The organism is Lysinibacillus sp. FSL K6-1151, assembly GCF_038630755.1.
Lineage (GTDB): Bacteria > Bacillota > Bacilli > Bacillales_A > Planococcaceae > Lysinibacillus > Lysinibacillus fusiformis_D.
Map to the genome: position 1 here is coordinate 2,370,025 of NZ_CP152040.1, position 19,411 is coordinate 2,389,435.

Sequence of the window (19,411 nt, forward strand, 5' to 3'; positions counted from 1 at the left end):
AGGAAGTGACAGCATGTATGAATCGACATGGATGTTTTGTTTAAAAAGAATTTTGACTTTGCCGTTTGTCTTACTAGGAGTTTCCATCCTAACCTTTGTATTTATTCGTTTTGTACCGATAGAGCCTGCTGAGGTCATCCTACGATTGGCAAGAGTTGCTCCAACCGAGGAAGCTGTTCAGGCATTACGCGAAGAACTAGGGACGGACAAACCTTTCGTTCTTCAATATTTGCTATGGGGAAAAGGCGTTTTACAGTTAGATTTTGGTACATCCTTTGTGAGTAAATTACCAGTAGCACATGAGCTATTCGCGAAATTACCTGCAACCATTGAATTAGCTCTTGCCGCATTTGTCCTCATTTTAGTATTCAGTATACCATTAGGGACTATGAGTGCATTGTCTAAGTATGCCATCATCGATAAAATCATTAGATTCTTTAGCATATTGAGCGTATCCATTCCAACATTTTGGTTAGGTTTCCTACTGCTCTATCTATTTAGCTTAAAATTAGGGCTCTTTCCGACAAACGGAAAGGGTACACTCGCTCATTTAGTTTTACCAGCCTTCGCACTAGCATTGCCAACCATTGGTCTGTTCATCCAGTTTATTCGTTCCACTATCCAGGAAGAATTACAGCAACAATATGTTCAATATGCGCAGCTAAGAGGATTAAAAAATTCTGTAATCCTCATACGTCATGTGTTACGAAATGCTGCCATACCTTTGACTTCCTTATTAGGTATGACGCTCGGTAGTTTACTAGGTGGAGCTGTAATTGTGGAGCAAGTTTTTAGTTGGCCAGGACTCGGTAGGTATTTAATCGAATCCATTACGAACAGGGATTACCCCGTTGTACAATGCTATGTATTGATTATTGCTGTGATCTATGTGTTGACCAATCTATGCACAGATGTATTGCATCGTCTATTGGACCCTCATCTGATGATGAAGGACAGGAGAGATTAACATGAAGCGATTACGAAAAAGAAGAGATCCTATTCTAGGGTTATTTAGCTTATCCCTCCTTGTAATCATTGTCTTACTGGGATTGTTTGCACCCATTTTAATGCCACATGATCCGTTAGCTGTCGATATAACTAAGAAATTTTTAGCCCCTTCCTGGGATTACCCATTCGGTACAGATCACTTAGGAAGATGCGTCTTTTCTCGCATGCTTTTAGGTATTCGCTATTCATTAGGATCAGCACTCTTCATTCAAGTCGTTGCTATTGTTTTAGCTGTCCTACTTGGTGCCTTTGTAGCGTTGAAAAGAGGTATAATCGATGTGGTATTTATTCGAATATGTGATGTTTTATTAGCTTTTCCGACACTGGTACTTGCATTTGGACTTTTAGGTGTATTAGGCCCTAGCTTAAAAAATGTTTTAATAGCCCTTATTTTTACACAGCTTATTTATTACTCCAGAATGGTTCGAAGTTTATGTATTGGGATGAATGAAAAAGACTTTATTCAAGCTGCTAGGATTACTGGCACTACAGGCATTAAATTAATCATTCATCATTATATCCCTAACATACTGCCAGCTATTGTCACGATTGTGGCGTTAGATATCGGGAAAGTCATTTTAGAAATCGCTGGCTTTTCCTTTATAGGTCTGGGCGTGCAGGCGCCGATTCCAGAATGGGGCATGATGGTAAATGAAGGGAAACAATATATCCGTCAGCATCCCGATTTAATGCTTTATCCTGGGCTTGCCATTGTCCTAGTGGTGTTATTGTTTAATCATTTAGCCAATCGTTTAAAGAAGTTTGATTCGTGAGGGGTGAAGTTATGGAGAAGGTTTTAGAAGTGAAAGATTTAAACGTCAAAATTGGGGAGAAAAATGTATTATCCACTATCAATCTGACAGCCTATAAAGGGCGTGTCTTAGGAATCATAGGAGAAAGTGGTAGTGGCAAGACCATGCTTTGCCATGCCATCATGCAAACATTACCGTCTATCGCACAGGTGACACAAGGGGAAGTTCTTTATCAGCAGGAAAATTTAATGAATGTTTCAGCTACTAAATTAAGAGCATATCGTGGGCGGCATCTTTCGATGATTTTGCAAAATCCATCCGCTGCCTTCGATCGTATCCAAACGATTGAAGGCCATTTCAGAGAAACATTAAAGGCACACTTTAAGCTGACCAAAAAAGAAATGAGACAAATAGCTCTTGATGCCTTACATAAAGTGCATTTACCAAATCCAGAGCAGCTTTTACACTATTATCCTTTTCAGTTGAGTGGTGGCATGCTACAGCGAGTGATGATTGCCTTATCATTGGCGCTACAAGCCTCCCTCTATATTGCTGATGAACCAACGACAGCTCTTGATACGATCAATCAAAAACAAGTATTAACACTATTTGATCGTATTCGCGTAGAAACAGAAGCTGCCATACTTCTTGTTACACATGATTTAGGTGTTATTGCTGAACTAGCTGACGATGTGGCTGTTATGTATCAAGGAAAAATCATTGAGCAAACGAATGTCTATGATTTCTTTGATGCACCTCAGCATGCCTATACAAAGAAACTATTACAAGCAAGAATGCTATTTTAGAGGTGAAAAAATGACGCTGCTAGACGTGAAAAATATTGATATGCATTACGCTCAAAGACCATTTCTATTCCAGCGTAAGCAGGAAGTTCCCGTATTACAGAAGGTGTCATTCTCACTTCAGGAGGGGGAATGTCTAGGAATAGTCGGTCAAAGTGGTTCAGGAAAAAGCACATTAGGTCGTATTATTTTAGGAATCGAACGACCAACAAACGGGGAGTTGCTCTTTCAAGGTGTCAATTTATACGAAGCACCAAGCAAGCATAAAAAAAGAATACGTAGAGATTTACAGGCAGTTTTTCAAAATAGCTATCATTCATTTAATCCGAAGCAGACGATTTTTGAAATACTCGAAGAACCGTTTCTGAATTTCGAGCATTTTAGCAAAACAGAGCGACAACATAAAGTAAGGGAATTACTAGACTGTGTAGAGTTAGAGAGGGCAATGGCTCAAAACTATCCTTCGCAGCTTAGTGGGGGGCAACAGCAACGAGTCAACATCGCTAGAGCTCTTGCGCTAAAGCCAAAATTAATTGTCTTAGATGAAGCGATTAGCAGTCTTGATATGATTTTACAGAAGAAGATTATACAGTTACTACAAACACTTCAAAAAGAGCGACAGCTTGCTTACATTTTCATTTCGCATGATTTACAGGCAACACGTTTTATGTCAGACCGTATCCTTGTCATGCAGCATGGTCGGCTAGTGGAGGAGATTGGAAAGGATGGAGCATATCAGCATCCCGCTTCACAACAATTATATCATGCTATTTTGCCTTCACACCCGCGAGAAAGAAAACATAAAACGAAATGATCATAATATAGAAAACACGTATACAGTGGTCATGGAGGTATGGGCTGGTAATGATAGAGGCCAGTTGGATTACCTCATTTGCTCCAAACATTAGTAAGAGTCATCTATTAAAGAAACGCCATTTTGCATTAGAATGGCGTTTTTCTTTTTATTAATAATATTAATTAACAAATTAACTTTATTGATATTTTCATTGAATAAATTAATTTTATTATTTACTTTTTTAAATTATTTGGTATATAATCAATTTAACTTAAAGGAAGGAGTTCACTATGGCTTATCAAGTAATCACAAATTGTCCTGTCTGCAGTAAAACATTGAAAATTACGAAGTTACAGTGTTCTCATTGTCAAACGACGATTGAAAATGAGTTTGAATTGTCGAAGCTAGCATCCTTATCACAGGATCAGCTTCATTTTGTGGAAGTATTTTTAACATGTCGAGGGAATATTAAGGAAGTAGAAAAGGAACTGGGCATTTCGTACCCAACTGTGCGAGGCAAGCTAAATGACATTATCTCATCCCTTGGCTATGTCCAAAAGAAGAAAAATGAAGTAGACGAGAAAAAAATTGTAAGCATGTTGGAAAATGGCGAAATCACAACTGATGAGGCCATAAAACTCTTAAAAGACGAATAGGGAGGAATGCTACATGAAAGAGGAAATTACTAAAGTGTTAACCATGATTCAAGAGGGAAAAATTGATGCTGATAAAGGGTCAGAGCTGATTCAAGTGTTACAAGAGAAAGAGGAGTCAGGTAATAAATTTCTGGAAAAAACGAAGTATTTAGATAAAACGTTAAAGGTTCGTGTGGTGTCCACTGAAAATGATAATGTCACTGTGAATTTGCCTATAAAACTTGTCAAGGCTGTGTTAATGGCTGGACACAGTATCGCTGCGAGTATTCCGCAATCGGAAAAATACGTGAAAGATATCGATATCAATCTTCTTCTTGAAGCCATCGAAAATGAATTAGATGGACAAATTGTGGACATAAAATCGGCAAACGGAGATACCGTTTCAGTTTTCATTGAGTAGAGGCGACTTATGATGCATGTAAAAGTGAAAGCAAAAGACGTTCGCTTTACCGTTCCTGTTCCATATGCTGTGCTAACCATTGTTCTTTCCACTTTGACTTCAAAATGGATTCAGCAAAGTGTCAACAAATGGACAAAGGCATACTTCGACAGAAAAAAAATCGACTTTTCCTTTCCATTCATTGACAAAGAAATGCTCAAGCCTATTATCAAGGAACTACAAAATTACAAAGGGCTCGTGCTAGTAGATGTCAAGGCACAAGACGGTACAGAGGTTAAGATTAGACTGTAATAACCTAATAGTTAAGATGGGAGCATGTTTTCATAAAAAGCATGCTCTTTGTTATTTAAAGAGAATTCTTTGCAAAAGAACTATCTAAATTCCACAATTTGTCCTCTAGATTGTCTAAGAGTGTTTTTGTTCTTTTCTCAAGATGATCTGGTAGCTCATTTTTACTGAAATAGGTAAGATTCAAACTCTCACCATCCCTCATCTCTAATACACCACTGACATTTTTCGCACTATAAAGATGAATAACTGTATAGATTTCATCCCCATTTGGATATTGAAAATAATAATTTGGCCCTGAAAAAACACCAATCAAGTCCAATTCATTCGCTACCAGTCCTGTTTCTTCATGAAGTTCACGGGTAGCAGCTTCTTCTAGCGTTTCATTCAGTTCCATTGAGCCACCAGGTAATCCCCAATCCAACGTATCTGAACGATGTTGAAAGAGAATTTTCTTGTCATCGTTGACTACAAGAATTGTCGCCCCGATACTGATAATCGGTCTACTACCGATGTGTTTCCTTAATTCTGAAATATAGCCCATATGTGCTCCTCCTCTATATTATAAAAAAACTATTCGCCTTTCTTATTATAAAGACCTCTATTTTACTTATAACCCTTGAAAATGGATTTATTGGTATAGATGAACAATCTTTTTTTGTACAAAATAATGCTCAAAAATGCAGAATAGTCAATCAAAAATGAAAAATAGCTTTTTATAATCAGTCTTTTCTGAATTTTACCTATATTGATTGTTTTGAAAACTCTATGTTAAGGTAAATAGACAAATTGAATATGCTAAATTTTGGTGGTTCAAATGGGGTTCATTCCATTTGATTAAAAGGGAAGTTGGTGAGAGTCCAACACTGTCCCGCAACTGTATTTAGGAGCTCGATAACAAGGCCACTGTTTTGTTTGTCAAAATGGGAAGGTGTTATTGAAGTGTTGATTATAAGTCAGGAGACCTGCCACAAAATAAGCATCAATTGACCTACGAGGATAGGGAGGTGTTAGCTACTGCATGATTTTTGTGAATTCCTGTAAATTCACTGTTATTTGGTCTGTCATGCTTTTGTAGATTAACAACTTCTAAAAAGGGGTAGAAGTTGTTTTTTTGTTGTTCTTTCGTGTTGGAATGGTAACGCTTACAAGAATAATTAAACAAAGGGGCTGTCATTGAATGGAGTTAACTTATTCACCAGGTCTTGATGGGGTCATTGCTGCTGAAACAAAATTATCTTTTTTAGACACTGTAGGAAGTCAAATTGTTATTCGAGGCTACGACTTGATTGAATTATCACAAAGATATTCGTATTTAGACATTGTCTACCTACTACTGCATGGCGAAATTCCTACTGCCGAGCAACAGGCTGACTTACAGGACAAATTAAAAGCACATTATCAGGTTCCACAAGAGATCTTCCAAATCTTCAAGCTCTTGCCTAATGAAACACATGCGATGGATGGACTGAGAACTGGAATTTCTGTTTTAGCAGGCTTTGATCAGCACATCAATGATCGTTCTACTGAAATGAACTTGACGCGAGCTTATAGACTTTTAGGCGGTATGCCTAACATCGTAGCCAATAGCTATCGTGTCTTAAACGGACAAGATGTTGTGGAGCCAGATAGTCAGCTTTCCTATAGCGCCAATTTTTATTACATGATTACTGGTAGAAAACCAACGGCGTTAGAAGAGGAAATTTTTGATCAGTCTCTCGTTTTATATAGTGAGCATGAGATGCCAAATTCGACGTTTACAGCTCGTGTTATTGCCTCTACACAATCTGATTTGTACGGTGCTTTAACTGGAGCTGTCGCATCATTGAAAGGAAATTTACATGGAGGGGCCAACGAGGCAGTCATGTACATGCTTCTAGAAGCCAAAACAGTAGCAGGCTTTGAAGCCTTGCTGAAAAATAAACTGCAAAATAAAGAAAAAATTATGGGCTTTGGTCACCGTGTTTATATGAAAAAGATGGACCCAAGAGCACAAATTATGAAAGAGGCTTTGCATAAATTATGTTTGGCACAAGGGGATGATCGCTTATATCACATGTGTGAAGCTGGTGAGAAGGTGATGGCACAAGAAAAGAGCTTGTACCCAAATTTAGATTATTATGCAGCACCAGTATACTACATGCTTGGCTTGCCAATTGAAATCTATACACCTATCTTTTTTGGCTCACGAACGATTGGCTTATGTGCTCACGTCATTGAGCAGCATGACAATAACCGATTATTTAGACCTCGTGTCCATTATATTGGCGAGCGTCATAACCTTGAAGAATTGTCGGTATAATCAAGTTTTAACAACTCGCCATAGAGCTGATGGGCATTCTGACCAATGCCTATCAGCATACTAGTATATCAAATTCATGCCTTGAAAGGAAGATATAGATGATTAAAACAAATGACATATCTAAGACAGATCAATTACTTACAGATATTGCGGATTACGTAGTCAATACAACTATTACAAGTGAAGAAGCATACGAAACGGCACGCTATGTATTATTAGATACATTAGGGTGTGGCATTTTGGCCTTACAATATCCTGAATGCACGAAACTTCTTGGCCCAGTAGTACCAGGCACAGTCGTTCCCAATGGTACACGAGTTCCAGGCACTTCCTATGTTCTTGATCCTGTAAAAGGTGCCTTTAATATCGGTTGTATGATTCGTTGGCTGGATTACAACGACACTTGGCTTGCGGCTGAATGGGGACACCCTTCTGATAATTTAGGGGGCATATTAGCTGTGGCTGATTATTTGAGTCGCGTGCGTGTTGCTGAAGGGAAAGAGCCACTTAAAATGAAAGACGTATTAGAAATGATGATACAGGCCCATGAAATACAAGGTATTCTCGCATTAGAAAATAGCTTAAATCGTGTTGGGTTAGACCATGTACTGTTTGTCAAAATTGCGACAACAGCTGTTGTGACAAAGGCATTAGGTGGCACTCATCAGGAAATTGTCAACGCCTTATCAAATGCTTGGATTGATAATTCGAGCCTACGAACATATCGCCATGCACCGAATACGGGTTCTAGAAAATCATGGGCTGCTGGTGATGCAACAAGCAGGGCAGTACACTTAGCCATGATGGCTGTGAAAGGCGAAATGGGCTATGCAACGGCCTTATCTGCACCTGGCTGGGGCTTCCAAGATGTTCTCTTTAATAAGCAAGAATTAAAGCTTGCTAGACCACTAGCATCTTATGTGATGGAAAATGTTCTATTTAAAGTTTCTTATCCAGCTGAATTCCATGCACAAACAGCTGCCGAATGTGCCGTTCATTTACACAATGAAGTGAAAAATCGTTTACAGGACATTGAACGCATTCAAATTACGACCCATGAATCCGCTATACGAATTATCGATAAGGAAGGACCTCTTAATAACCCAGCTGATCGTGATCACTGTCTTCAATACATTACAGCAATAGGGCTTATCTATGGCGATATTACAGCAGACCACTATGAAGATGAAGTGGCTGCAGATCCACGTATCGATAATTTAAGAAATAAAATGGTGGTTGTGGAAAAACCCCAATATACAATTGATTACCTAGATCCTGAGAAACGTTCGATTGCCAATGCTGTTCAAGTTTATTACAAAGATGGCACATCATCTGAGCTTATTGAATGTGAATATCCTTTAGGACACCGTTTCCGTCGTGAGGAAGCATTCCCTCAAATCATCGATAAGTTCCAGCAAAACATTAGCACCCATTATTCTCAAAAACAATACAGCAAGATTAATGAAGTTTGTGCTGATCAAGCACTTCTTGAAAATAGTGCTGTTCATGAATTCGTTAATTTATTTGTTTAACTTCTTTCAGGAAATTAAAGCCTCTGGCGAATGTCACGAATCGGGAAGGAGTTAATAAAGGATGTTAGCCTAAAATCCTCCCATCCTTGCGATAACGGCTAACTGACCTGCATCACAACCACTTTCGGACGTAAATATGCCGAGGCATCATTGATTATTAGGAGGTTTTTATAGATGGCGTGGATTGTAAATGAAGCAATAGCACAAAAACAATTGGCTGAACAATTTCGAACACTCATTACTCGTTCAACGATTTTACAAATCCCAGGAGCTCATGATGCAATGGCTGGCTTAATGGCTAAAAAAGTTGGCTTTGAGGCATTATATCTTTCTGGCGCTGCCTACACTGCCAGTAGAGGTTTACCTGATTTAGGCATGATTTATTCAAATGAAGTTGCACAGCGTGCGAGCGAAATTATTCGTGCGACTAATTTACCGCTGCTAGTGGATATCGATACTGGCTTTGGTGGTGTCTTAAATGTTGCCCGCACAGCTCGTGAAATGGTAGAAGCTGGAGTAGCTGCTGTACAGCTAGAGGATCAAAATCTTCCCAAAAAATGTGGTCATTTGAATGGGAAAACACTCGTTGCTCAAGAGGAAATGATACAAAAAATAAAAATGATTAAACAAATAGCTCCTACGTTAGTAATTGTTGCCCGCACAGATGCAAGGTCTGTAGAAGGTTTAGAGCAGGCTATTTTAAGAGCTAAAGCTTATGTAGCAGCTGGGGCAGATGCCATTTTTCCAGAGGCTCTCCAAACAGAAAAAGAATTTAAACATTTTGCTAGTGAGCTAGATGCTCCGTTATTAGCCAATATGACTGAATTTGGACAAACACCGTATTATACGGCTAAGGAATTTGAAAAGATGGGCTATTCGATGGTTATATATCCCGTTACATCGATGAGAGTAGCAGCCAAAGCCTATGAGCAAGTATTTGGCTTAATAAAAAAGACAGGGACTCAAAAAGAAGCTATTGAGGATATGCAAACAAGAAGTGAATTATATGAAACCATCTCCTATTACAAATTTGAAGATTTAGATAGTGAGCTGGCGAAAACCATCTTACCTAAAGAGGAAATAAAGTAGGAGAAAAGTTTACTTTTCTCCTCTTTCTTTCAAGGAGGACTAGCATGGATAAATTAGAAAACAAAATGACCATTTTTACACCTGAGGACTTTCAGGAGGAAGAAGGGCTCATAGCAAAAACCGCAGAGCTGTTCATCAAACAAGATGTTGCTACTAATATGGCAGCTATTGAGCAGCATCAATATGACATCACTCGTCGGTTATTTCAAAAAGCTGGTGATCTTGGTTTACTAGCCATCGAAATACCCGAGGCCTATGGAGGGCTAGAACTTAATAAAAAAATTTCCGGGTTAGTTGCAGAAAGAATGGGTTATGGCAGCTCATTCAGTGTATCTTACAATATTCACGCAGGAGTCGGCACATTGCCCTATGTCTATTTTGGCGATGCGTCCCAAAAGCTGAAATACCTACCAAAGCTGGCTTCAGGTGAATGGATTGGCGCCTACGCTCTGACTGAGCCAGACGCAGGCTCAGACGCACTACATCCCAAAACAAATGCCATTTTAAACGAGGACGGCTCTGCATGGGTAATAAATGGTGAAAAGCAATGGATTACCAATGCACAGCTAGCAAATCTCTTTGTTGTTTTTGCGAAAACGAGTGAAGGCATGACTGCATTCATTGTAGAACGTACGTTTAGCGGTGTATCTATTGGACAAGAAGAGGAGAAAATGGGCATTAAAGGCTCCTCGACAGCTACGCTTATTTTACAGGATGTTGTCGTGCCGAGGGAAAATGTTCTTGGCGAGGTTGGAAAAGGCCATAAAGTAGCGATGAATATATTGAACATGGCACGCCTAAAGCTAGCTTTCTCCAACATCGGCACTTCCAAGCAGGCACTTCAGTTAGCTGTAACATATGGTAGGGAACGGAAGCAATTTCACCAGCCAATCGTTCATTTTACCATGATACAGGAAAAACTTGCGGATATGGCGACCTCCATCTATGGGGCGGAAAGTGCTGCATACAGGACAGCAGGAGAAATAGATGATGCGATGGAAGTTACGGATAAAGAGTCAATGGTTCAAAAAATAGCTGATTTCGCTCTGGAATGCGCACTCAATAAAGTCAATTGCTCAGAAGTGCTTGGGGAAATTGTAGATGAAGCTGTACAAATCCATGGTGGCTATGGCTATATGCAAGACTACGAGGTTGAACGCTTATATCGTGACGCTAGAATTAGCCGTATTTTTGAAGGAACAAATGAAATCAACCGTTTAACAATGGCGAAGCTACTATATAAGAAGTATTCACAAGCAACATCTACCGAAAATGCTCCAGTAGCATATCAACCAGCAGAAAAGAATCAGCAATACATCCGTCTTGCCAAGTACTTAATGCAAATAGCCATCGCTGTCATTGCTGACGCACAGATTCAATTGGAGCAAGAGCAGGAATATATGCGTCTGCTAGCTGATATAGCAAAAGATATTTATGTTATGGAAGCTTCTTTACTGCGGACGGAAAAGAACGCATGTGACAATATGAAGCATTTGATGACAGATATTCTTTGTCAGGAAGGCTATCGTAAAATAGAAAAAAGGACAATCGACATTATTTGTGCTGCTGAAACAAATGAACAAAAGCGAAAAACAAGGTTAGATCATATTCAGCGCTTAAACATCCCACTCCATCAGAATCTCTTTATGAAAAAGCGAGAGATTGCAAGAGGGATCATCAACAATCCAAAATCGATCAGTTCATTATCATAAACAGGAGGGAAAAATCATGGTTGATACATTTGCCAATGTTAGTAAAGAAGATTCCATCACGCTTATTCATTTAAATCATCCACCAGCAAATACGTTGTCATCAGCTTCTATTGAACATCTTCGTGTCATTTTTAAAGAATTAGCTGAGGATGAAGAGACGAGAGCCATCATTGTGACCGGCTCTGGACGATTTTTTGCTGCGGGAGCAGATATAAAGGAATTTGTTGCTGCCTTTGGGCAACAGGATAGAGCATTACAAATGGCTGAGGCAGGCCAAGCGCTATGTGATGAAATTGAAGCCATGAAAAAGCCTGTTATTGCTGCTATTAATGGGCCAGCCCTTGGAGGAGGACTAGAGCTAGCGTTAGGCTGTCATTTCAGGATTGCTTCAAGTAATGCCATTGTTGGTTTACCGGAATTAAAGCTTGGCTTACTGCCGACATTCGGAGGCACTCAACGACTGAGCAGAATAACAACGCAAGCAAAGGCTCTACAATTAATTTTAACAAGCCAGCAATTAAGTGCTGACGAAGCACTACAACTAGGTATTATTCAAGTGGTGACGGAGCCAGATGAGCTTCTGCCAACTGCCAAAGCCCTTGCTCAGTCTTTTGTTGAGGGCAAAAGTATGACAAGTGTATCCCGTACAATTGAATGTATAATTCAAGGCGGGAAGGATCATCTCCAAAAAGGGTTGGAATTAGAACGAACACGCTTTGCTGAGTTATTTTTAACAGCGGATGCTAGAGAAGGCGTTCAAGCGTTTATTGACAAAAGACAGCCCAACTTTAAACATTCGTAAGGGAGGAAACTACTATGACAAATGAAGTAATATTTTCCGTCAGTGATGGTGGCGCAGCAAGCATTACGCTGAATCGTCCTCAAGCTTTAAACTCACTTTCTATAGAAATGCTAAAGCCCATTGGTGAGAAACTAAAGGAATGGCAGGCGAATGATCAAATACACTTGATAATTCTAAGAGGTGCTGGCGAAAAGGGCTTTTGTGCTGGGGGTGATATTAAAACACTCTATAAAGCTCGCTCCAGTCAGGAAGCTTTCCAAAATGCCGAAATCTTTTTTGAGGAAGAATATCAAATAGATAAGGCAATCTATCACTACCCAAAGCCTATCATTGCTTGCCTTGATGGCATTGTCATGGGAGGTGGGGTTGGTTTAACGTATGGGGCTAGCCACCGAATTGTGACAGAGCGAACAAAATGGGCTATGCCAGAAATGAATATTGGCTTCTTTCCTGATGTTGGAGCTGCCTATTTTCTAAATAAAGCGCCTGGCTATGTAGGATATTACTTAGCTTTAACAGCATCGATCATCCAAGCTGCGGATGTTCTCTTTGCTAATGGTGCGGATAGCTATATGACGAGCGATCATTTACACGCATTCCTCACACGCATTGAACAAACGAACTGGCATACAGTGGAGACTAGCACAGCTCTAAAGCAATTAATAGAGGACTATTCAAGTACACCAACAGCAAACAGTGAGCTTGCCAGCCTTCAAAATGAAATCGATCAACATTTCTCAAAACATACAGTGGAGAAGATAGTCGAATCCTTAGACAATGACCTAAGCAAATTTGCACAAGAAACAAAGCAGTTGCTTCTATCTAAATCTCCATCATCCTTAAAAATTACATTAAAGCAACTGATAGATGCCCAACATAAAACGGTAGAAGAATGCTTTGCGACTGATTTAATCTTGGCAAAAAACTTTTTAAATCATGAGGATTTCTATGAAGGGGTTAGGTCTGTCGTCATTGATAAGGATCGAAATCCTCAGTATATCTATCAAACATTCGCTGATTTTACAGATGATATACTTGAAAAATTCTTTCAAGACAGTAGTGAAACCGTAAAGAAGTAAGAACAATGACATCTTCGCTCAATAAATGCTGAAACCATCTACTTGTTAAGAGGTAGGTGGTTTCTTAAGTGTTGTTCTGTAGATTTTCATAGGGTTTTGTCAGAGAAAGTAGAATGATATGTTATACTATAAAAAACGGAATAAAAGGATAAAGGTACAAATTCAATAGAATTTGTTTAAAAGGGAAGAACGGTGAAAAGCCGTCGCTGTCCCGCAACTGTAATTGGGAGCACATTTTAAAAACCACTGTTATGTATGTAATGGGAAGGGAAAAATGTGTGATGATCATAAGCCAGGAGACCTGCCTTTATCTAGTACAGCCAAAACCTACGCGGATAGGGGGTGTTGAGTGTGACGAATTACCTTCATCATACTCATAGTGCGACAACCAAAAAAAGAGTCTCTATTCAATATAGACGACTTATTTTATATTGGTTGAAGAACTATGAAGTATGTCAGTCATAGCTAGCATCTTCCCATTAGGGCAAGATGTTTTTTTTATGAATAAATAGGGGTGAACAAGATGACATCACATTCAATTTCATTTTATATAAATCAGTTAAAGCAGCAAATTATGAACAACCTTTCTGGTGAGCATATTAGGCCTTTACAGCTTTATATTAGGAAGTTAATAGAAGAAAACCCAAATGATTATACATCTATTAATGATGCCTATTTAACGATCAAGCGTGAATTAGTCGAGACATGTCATGATAGTAGATAAAAAATCTGAAGTGAAGTGAATAATTAAATGGAATGCAAAATGAACAAATCTGAAGACATAATGGACAACATAGATATGAATCAAAAAGTTTTATATAGAAAATTGGATCATTTTGAAATGGAAAGAGGCTTGGTATTAGAAAGTTTAGACATTTTTCTAAGATGGAATCAACAAACACAATACCTTTCTGAAGACAAGCTTCAAAAGCTTTGGATGAAACTGGTAAGGAAGTATAAATTCTCTCTCGATGAATGGGAAAGAACTGCTGGTCATACAAATATCCATGCTTATCTAGTGAAGGAGCAAGGACATGGGTTACAAAAGTTGATGCGCTTTTACAAAGATCGCCACGGCATAAAATGGTTGGAAAATGCATTTCATTATGGAATGTCATTGCTCATTGAAGTTGGAAAAATGCCTGGATTAGAAATGTTTTTCCTAACAAATTTAATATGTTACAGATGGGAAAAGGATTATTTAGAGGATGCAGATGTTCAACAGTTTTTTTGTCATTCAATAAATGGTAAAGTGAAGGAGGTCTATGAAAGTTTCAGGGCTTTCGATCAAGAACAGAATCTGTTAACCGCAACTACTCTCTATAAACTTTTATCAAAATATAATCCTCATTTTCAAGTGAATTCGGCAGCAACGCCTGAATTTTATAAGGAATTGTCCTTATTTGTCGAAATCGAGTAATCCATACGTTCGACATGTCAAACAGTCTATTATTCTTTAGAATATAGGCTGTTTCTATGTGAAATACGCTAGTATATTTAATGCTCATAGATCCGTAGTAACAAAAAATCTCGTACATAGTTTAGATACACAATGAATTAAGATATAAGTAATAGATGGTGAAATTCCTTCGAAAGTTATAATCGAAAATAATGAATAATCAAAAAATAAAGAAGTTTAGAATCTAGATTTACTTTTTATATGAAGGATGGTACACTTAAAACTATTGAACAACAACTATATATTGTGTTCGTTTTATATAGGTGCTACTATATGTAGTTTAAAAGGGAAGTTCGGTACAATTCCGACGCTGTCCCCGCAACTGTGAAGCTGACAATGATTACAACCACTGTGCATTCGCATGGGAAGGGAATCAGAGGATGAAGCAAAGCCAGGAGACCTGCCTCTATAAAACAATTAATCATTTCTTCGGGGATTAAGAAATGGGAACGTCAGTATTTTTGGTATGGTAACGTTTCCATTTAGCTATCTCTCTAGAGGAGATAGCTTTTTATTATATGAAAAGAGGGATTTCTATGAAACTTTATACGAAAACAATCTGTCCAAAATGCCTTTGGGTAAAATCTGAATTACAACGTGCAGGACTTGATGCAGAAATTGTCAACATTGATCACGATGAACAAGCTAAACAAACAATAATCGATGCAGGTTTTTTAAGTGTGCCTGTTTTAGAAATGAATAATACATTTATAGGAGATGTTAAGGACATAGTTTCTCATATTGAGATGATTGCGCTATGATCGTTTACGCAAGTCGTACAGGAAATGTCCGCAATATTGTTTCTAAATTAAGGGCAGAGTCTGTCGAGCTCTTTGAGGAATTACAATTGAATAAGCCTTATCTTTTAATTACTTATACTGATGGCTTAGGCGATATCCCTGCAAAAGTGGAACGTTTTTTAGAAAAAAACAGAGATTTTTGTAAAGGTGTAGTTGCCAGTGGGAATAGTAACTTTGGGCACAACGTATTTGGGGCTGCTGGCGAGAAAATCGCTGCTACCTATCATGTACCCTTAGTAAGAAAATTAGATTTACGAGGCAATCAAACAGATTATGAAGCCATACAAACGTTTTATGAAACGAGGGTAATAAGATGAAAACCTATTTAAAGCTAAATAATGACGTACTGAATCGTTATAGTTCAACTGGGCTACTTGAATTAGAAAAGGATCGTGAAGCTACACGCCGCTACTTTTTAGAGTATGTCAACGTGCGTTTACGTTACTTTATTGATATTGAAGAAAAAATCCGTTATTTAGTTGATGAGGGCTACTACGAGAAAGCATTTATCGACATGTATGAAATGGAATTTATTAAGAAGTTGTACAAAAAAGCATATGATTATAATTTCCGCTTCCCATCCTTTATGAGTGCAAGTAAATTTTACGATAGCTATGCTATGAAAAGTCGTGATGGAGAAGAGATTTTAGAAAAATATGAGGACCGTATTGTCATTATCGCCTTGTATTTAGCACAAGGGAATACGGTGCTAGCAGAACGTTCTGTCGAAGCAATGATGGAAGCTTATCAGCCTGCTACACCAACAGCATTAAATAGTGGTAAAAAAGCACGTGGTGAATTAGTGAGCTGCTTTAAATTATCGATGGATGATTCCATGAATAGCATTGCTGAAAATATTGGTTATTGCTTAGAGCTATCAAGACTTGGCGGTGGGGTTGGAGTTAACTTAACTGATTTACGCCCTTTAGGTGACCCTATTAAAGAGATTCTAAATCGTGCCAGTGGTGTCATCCCAGTTGCTAAACTGTTAGAAAATTCTTTCAGTTATTCCAATCAACTAGGGCAGCGAAATGGCTCTGGTGTTGTCTATTTAAATATTTTCCATGCAGACATTGAAAATTTTATTTCATCTAAAAAACCGAATGCCGATGATAAAATTCGCCTCGCAACATTATCAACAGGAATAATTATACCAAGTATTTTCTTCGAACTTATGAAACGTGATAAAGATATTGTCTTGTTCAGCCCATATGATATTTTCAAAGAATATGGCAAACGCATGTCTGAGATTTCCATTTCAGATATGTACTATGAGCTACTTGATAACCCTAAAATTCGTAAAATTAAACGTTTGAATGCACGTAGGCTGTATACAGAAGTGAAAAAAGCACAATTTGAATCGGGCTATCCGTTTGAAATTTTTGATGATAATGTCAATGAAGTGCATCCATTAAAAAACATCGGTCGCGTAAAAATGTCCAATCTATGTACCGAAATCCTGCAAGTTCAAGAAACAAGCATTATTACAGATCAAGATCAACCGAATGACTATGGATTAGATGTATCCTGTAACTTAGGGTCTATTGATATTCATGCAGCAAGTAAGGTCAATGATTTCGAAGCCTTAATCGATACGGCTATGCACCTATTAACAAATGTGTCGCAAATGACGCACATTAAAAATGTACCGTCTGTTGCAAAAGCCAATCAATTAATGCATTCAGTAGGACTTGGTTGTATGAACCTCCACGGCCATCTTGTGACGGAGGGCATTTTATATGGCTCTAAAGAATCGATTGATTTCATGGATCGTTTTATGGAAGCAATGAACTTTTATTCACTCAAATCATCGATGGAAATGGCTAAAGAAAAAGCTGCAACTTTTTATCGATTTGAGGACAGTGATTATGCATCAGGTAGCTACTTTGACCAATATGTCAATAAAATCGACGAAGAACTATCACCCGTTGTGTTAAAAGCACTTGGCAATGTTCCAATCATTACGAAAAACATGTGGGAAACGCTTAAGCAAGATGTGATGCAATATGGTCTATTCCATTCCTATCGTTTGGCTATTGCACCAACTGGCAGTATTTCCTACATACGTAGCTGTACGGCTTCTATTGCGCCATGTACTGAGCGTGTAGAGGTTCGTGATTATGCAGATAGTAGAACGATTTATCCAATGCCTCATTTAACAAATGATAACAGTCATTTATATGTAGAGGCATATGATGTTAATCCGTATGATTTAATTGATTTGTACTCTGCTTCTCAAAAACACGTTGACCAAGGTATTTCCATGACGCTTTATGTAACAGATAATTGGACAACTGAACAATTAGCTAAAGTATACATTTATGCATGGGTAAAGGGCATTAAGTCCGTTTACTATGTTCGTCAACGATTACAAAGCTTAGAGGAGTGTGTAGCATGTCAAATATAATTTATGAGGCGGTCAATTGGAATAAGGCAACGAGTGAACTTGCCCAAATATTTTGGGACCAGCAATGGAAGCAAATTTGGTTTCCTGAGGAAATTGCGGTCAGTAAAGATATCAAACAGTGGAAAAGCTTTGAGCATCAAGACACGTATAAAAAAGTGTTCGCGGGATTAACGTTACTGGATACAGTTCAGACCAATATAGGGATGAATCGTGTGGCCGCTTATACAGACGATTTACAAGAGAAGGCTGTCCTAACCGTTTTTGATGCATTTGAGGCAATCCACGCCAAATCCTATTCTTATATTTTTACAACGCTTTGTACAAACGAAGAAATAGATGAGTTATTTGAATGGGTCAAAAAAAATGAGTTTCTACAATATAAGGCCAATAAAATTGCGGATATTTATAATAGTATCGAAGAAAACGATCCAGAAAGCTTATGGAAAGCGATGTTCTCCTCCGTTATGCTCGAATCTTTCCTTTTCTATTCTGGCTTTTTCTACCCGCTGTACTTAGGAGGACAAGGCTTCCTACGAAACAGTGCTGAAATTATTTCACTTATTTTACGCGACGAATCCATCCATGGTGTCGCAGTTGGATTTTTTGCTCAAAATCTATTCAAGCAATTTTCAAAAGAAAAACAAGAAGAGCTAAATTTATGGGGCTATGAGTTATTATTAGATTTATATCAAAATGAAATGAAATATACGGATGATATTTATGCGGAAACAGGATTATCACCTGAAGTGAGAGCCTATGTACGATATAATGCTAATAAAGCCTTAATGAATGTTGGTTTTGAAGCAATGTTTCCAGAAGAAGAAGTCAATCCGATTGTGATGAACGGTATTCGTAATGAAGGCTCCACATATGATTTCTTTTCACAAAAGGGAGCTACCTATGCTAAAGCAAAAGTAGCGCCAATTACAGATGACACATTTAATTTTAATCGTTAGGATGGAAAATAATGAACGTAGAAGTAAAAATCAAAAGAGTACACGCGGATGCAATACTACCAATGCAAGCCAATCCTGGTGATGCGGGCATGGATCTCTATTCCATTGGAGCAGTAGAAATACCAGCAGGCGTAGCCAAACTTATTAAAACAGGTATACAGATTGAATTACCTAAAGGAACGGAAGCCCAAATTCGACCAAGAAGTGGACTAGCATTAAAGCATAGTGTAACCGTACTGAATAGCCCAGGCACAATTGATGAAGGCTACAGAGGGGAAATCGGCGTTATTTTAATCAACCACGGCCAAGAACCGTTTATCGTCGAAAAATCTATGCGTATCGCCCAAATGGTCATTCAATTTGTCCCATCCATTCAATTAGTAGAAGTAGATGAATTATCACAAACGATCCGAGGAACATCTGGATTTGGAGCAAGTGGTACTAAATAGAATTGATTAGTTTAAAAAGATGACAAAGAAATCCTGTGTGTATATACATGCAGGATTTTTTTGTTGTCAGTAAGGATAGTCTGTTTAAAGCTTAGCAGAACTACATACGATTGTGATAGAT

Annotated in this window: 21 protein-coding genes and 3 riboswitches; of the genes, 20 read left to right on the forward strand and 1 reads right to left on the reverse strand. The window is 38.3% G+C overall.

Annotation, left to right across the window (positions count from 1 at the left end):
- Positions 1-13 precede the first annotated feature (13 nt).
- The 7 genes from nikB to MHI04_RS11530 all read left to right on the forward strand — a co-directional run bounded on the left by nikB (position 14) and on the right by MHI04_RS11530 (position 4,706).
- Entirely contained in the window at positions 14-967 is a 954-nt protein-coding gene (nikB, locus tag MHI04_RS11500) for a nickel ABC transporter permease (protein WP_342534834.1), read from the forward strand.
- A gap of 1 nt (position 968) precedes the next feature.
- Entirely contained in the window at positions 969-1,781 is an 813-nt protein-coding gene (locus tag MHI04_RS11505) for an ABC transporter permease subunit (protein ID WP_342534835.1), read from the forward strand.
- Positions 1,782-1,792: 11 nt separating this feature from the next.
- Positions 1,793-2,566, forward strand: a complete 774-nt coding sequence (locus MHI04_RS11510) for an ABC transporter ATP-binding protein (protein WP_342534836.1) — start codon at positions 1,793-1,795, stop codon at positions 2,564-2,566.
- Positions 2,567-2,576: 10 nt separating this feature from the next.
- Positions 2,577-3,377, forward strand: coding sequence for a dipeptide/oligopeptide/nickel ABC transporter ATP-binding protein (locus tag MHI04_RS11515; protein WP_271913452.1), 801 nt, complete (start codon positions 2,577-2,579; stop codon positions 3,375-3,377).
- Between the two features lie 272 nt (positions 3,378-3,649).
- Positions 3,650-4,015: a DUF2089 domain-containing protein gene (locus MHI04_RS11520; RefSeq protein ID WP_141904351.1), complete on the forward strand. Its 366-nt coding sequence runs from the start codon at positions 3,650-3,652 to the stop codon at positions 4,013-4,015.
- Between the two features lie 13 nt (positions 4,016-4,028).
- Complete coding sequence (locus MHI04_RS11525; protein ID WP_036126329.1) at positions 4,029-4,415, forward strand: hypothetical protein; 387 nt, start codon at positions 4,029-4,031, stop codon at positions 4,413-4,415.
- Between the two features lie 9 nt (positions 4,416-4,424).
- The gene (locus MHI04_RS11530) at positions 4,425-4,706 is read left to right on the forward strand and encodes a hypothetical protein (protein ID WP_342534837.1); all 282 of its coding nucleotides are present in this window, start codon (positions 4,425-4,427) and stop codon (positions 4,704-4,706) included.
- A gap of 55 nt (positions 4,707-4,761) precedes the next feature.
- Here MHI04_RS11530 and MHI04_RS11535 read toward each other — a convergent pair whose 3' ends face one another.
- On the reverse strand, positions 4,762-5,247 hold the full coding sequence (locus tag MHI04_RS11535; RefSeq protein WP_342534838.1) for an NUDIX hydrolase: 486 nt from the start codon (positions 5,245-5,247) through the stop codon (positions 4,762-4,764).
- Between the two features lie 248 nt (positions 5,248-5,495).
- Positions 5,496-5,691: riboswitch (cobalamin riboswitch) on the forward strand.
- 192 nt (positions 5,692-5,883) lie between these two features.
- Here MHI04_RS11535 and mmgD point away from each other — a divergent pair.
- The 13 genes from mmgD (at position 5,884) to dut (ending at position 19,290) form a co-directional block, all read left to right on the forward strand.
- Positions 5,884-7,005, forward strand: a complete 1,122-nt coding sequence (gene mmgD / locus MHI04_RS11540) for a citrate synthase (RefSeq protein WP_036126326.1) — start codon at positions 5,884-5,886, stop codon at positions 7,003-7,005.
- Between the two features lie 98 nt (positions 7,006-7,103).
- Positions 7,104-8,537 (forward strand): 2-methylcitrate dehydratase, encoded by a 1,434-nt coding sequence (gene prpD / locus MHI04_RS11545; protein WP_271913460.1) that lies wholly within the window; start codon positions 7,104-7,106, stop codon positions 8,535-8,537.
- 174 nt (positions 8,538-8,711) lie between these two features.
- Positions 8,712-9,626 (forward strand): methylisocitrate lyase, encoded by a 915-nt coding sequence (gene prpB, locus MHI04_RS11550; protein WP_036126321.1) that lies wholly within the window; start codon positions 8,712-8,714, stop codon positions 9,624-9,626.
- Positions 9,627-9,670: 44 nt separating this feature from the next.
- Positions 9,671-11,338, forward strand: a complete 1,668-nt coding sequence (locus tag MHI04_RS11555; protein WP_342534839.1) for an acyl-CoA dehydrogenase family protein — start codon at positions 9,671-9,673, stop codon at positions 11,336-11,338.
- Positions 11,339-11,354: 16 nt separating this feature from the next.
- A complete protein-coding gene (locus MHI04_RS11560; RefSeq protein ID WP_340809011.1) occupies positions 11,355-12,140 on the forward strand; it encodes an enoyl-CoA hydratase-related protein in 786 nt (261 codons plus the stop codon).
- A 14-nt stretch (positions 12,141-12,154) separates the two neighbouring features.
- On the forward strand, positions 12,155-13,219 hold the full coding sequence (locus tag MHI04_RS11565; protein ID WP_342534840.1) for an enoyl-CoA hydratase/isomerase family protein: 1,065 nt from the start codon (positions 12,155-12,157) through the stop codon (positions 13,217-13,219).
- Between the two features lie 135 nt (positions 13,220-13,354).
- Positions 13,355-13,543: riboswitch (cobalamin riboswitch) on the forward strand.
- 199 nt (positions 13,544-13,742) lie between these two features.
- On the forward strand, positions 13,743-13,943 hold the full coding sequence (locus MHI04_RS11570; RefSeq protein ID WP_342534841.1) for a hypothetical protein: 201 nt from the start codon (positions 13,743-13,745) through the stop codon (positions 13,941-13,943).
- Positions 13,944-13,982: 39 nt separating this feature from the next.
- On the forward strand, positions 13,983-14,639 hold the full coding sequence (locus MHI04_RS11575; RefSeq protein ID WP_180957801.1) for a hypothetical protein: 657 nt from the start codon (positions 13,983-13,985) through the stop codon (positions 14,637-14,639).
- A gap of 283 nt (positions 14,640-14,922) precedes the next feature.
- Positions 14,923-15,101: riboswitch (cobalamin riboswitch) on the forward strand.
- Positions 15,102-15,214: 113 nt separating this feature from the next.
- The gene (locus tag MHI04_RS11580) at positions 15,215-15,439 is read left to right on the forward strand and encodes a glutaredoxin (protein ID WP_342534842.1); all 225 of its coding nucleotides are present in this window, start codon (positions 15,215-15,217) and stop codon (positions 15,437-15,439) included.
- Positions 15,436-15,795: a class Ib ribonucleoside-diphosphate reductase assembly flavoprotein NrdI gene (nrdI, locus tag MHI04_RS11585; protein ID WP_342534843.1), complete on the forward strand. Its 360-nt coding sequence runs from the start codon at positions 15,436-15,438 to the stop codon at positions 15,793-15,795. The genes MHI04_RS11580 and nrdI overlap by 4 nt, the downstream gene beginning before the upstream one ends.
- Entirely contained in the window at positions 15,792-17,885 is a 2,094-nt protein-coding gene (gene nrdE / locus MHI04_RS11590; protein ID WP_340811127.1) for a class 1b ribonucleoside-diphosphate reductase subunit alpha, read from the forward strand. Before nrdI ends, nrdE begins: the two co-directional genes overlap by 4 nt.
- Positions 17,873-18,841, forward strand: a complete 969-nt coding sequence (gene nrdF, locus MHI04_RS11595) for a class 1b ribonucleoside-diphosphate reductase subunit beta (RefSeq protein ID WP_036126298.1) — start codon at positions 17,873-17,875, stop codon at positions 18,839-18,841. The genes nrdE and nrdF overlap by 13 nt, the downstream gene beginning before the upstream one ends.
- Positions 18,842-18,852: 11 nt before the next feature.
- Entirely contained in the window at positions 18,853-19,290 is a 438-nt protein-coding gene (gene dut, locus MHI04_RS11600) for a dUTP diphosphatase (protein WP_342534844.1), read from the forward strand.
- Positions 19,291-19,411: the final 121 nt, after the last annotated feature.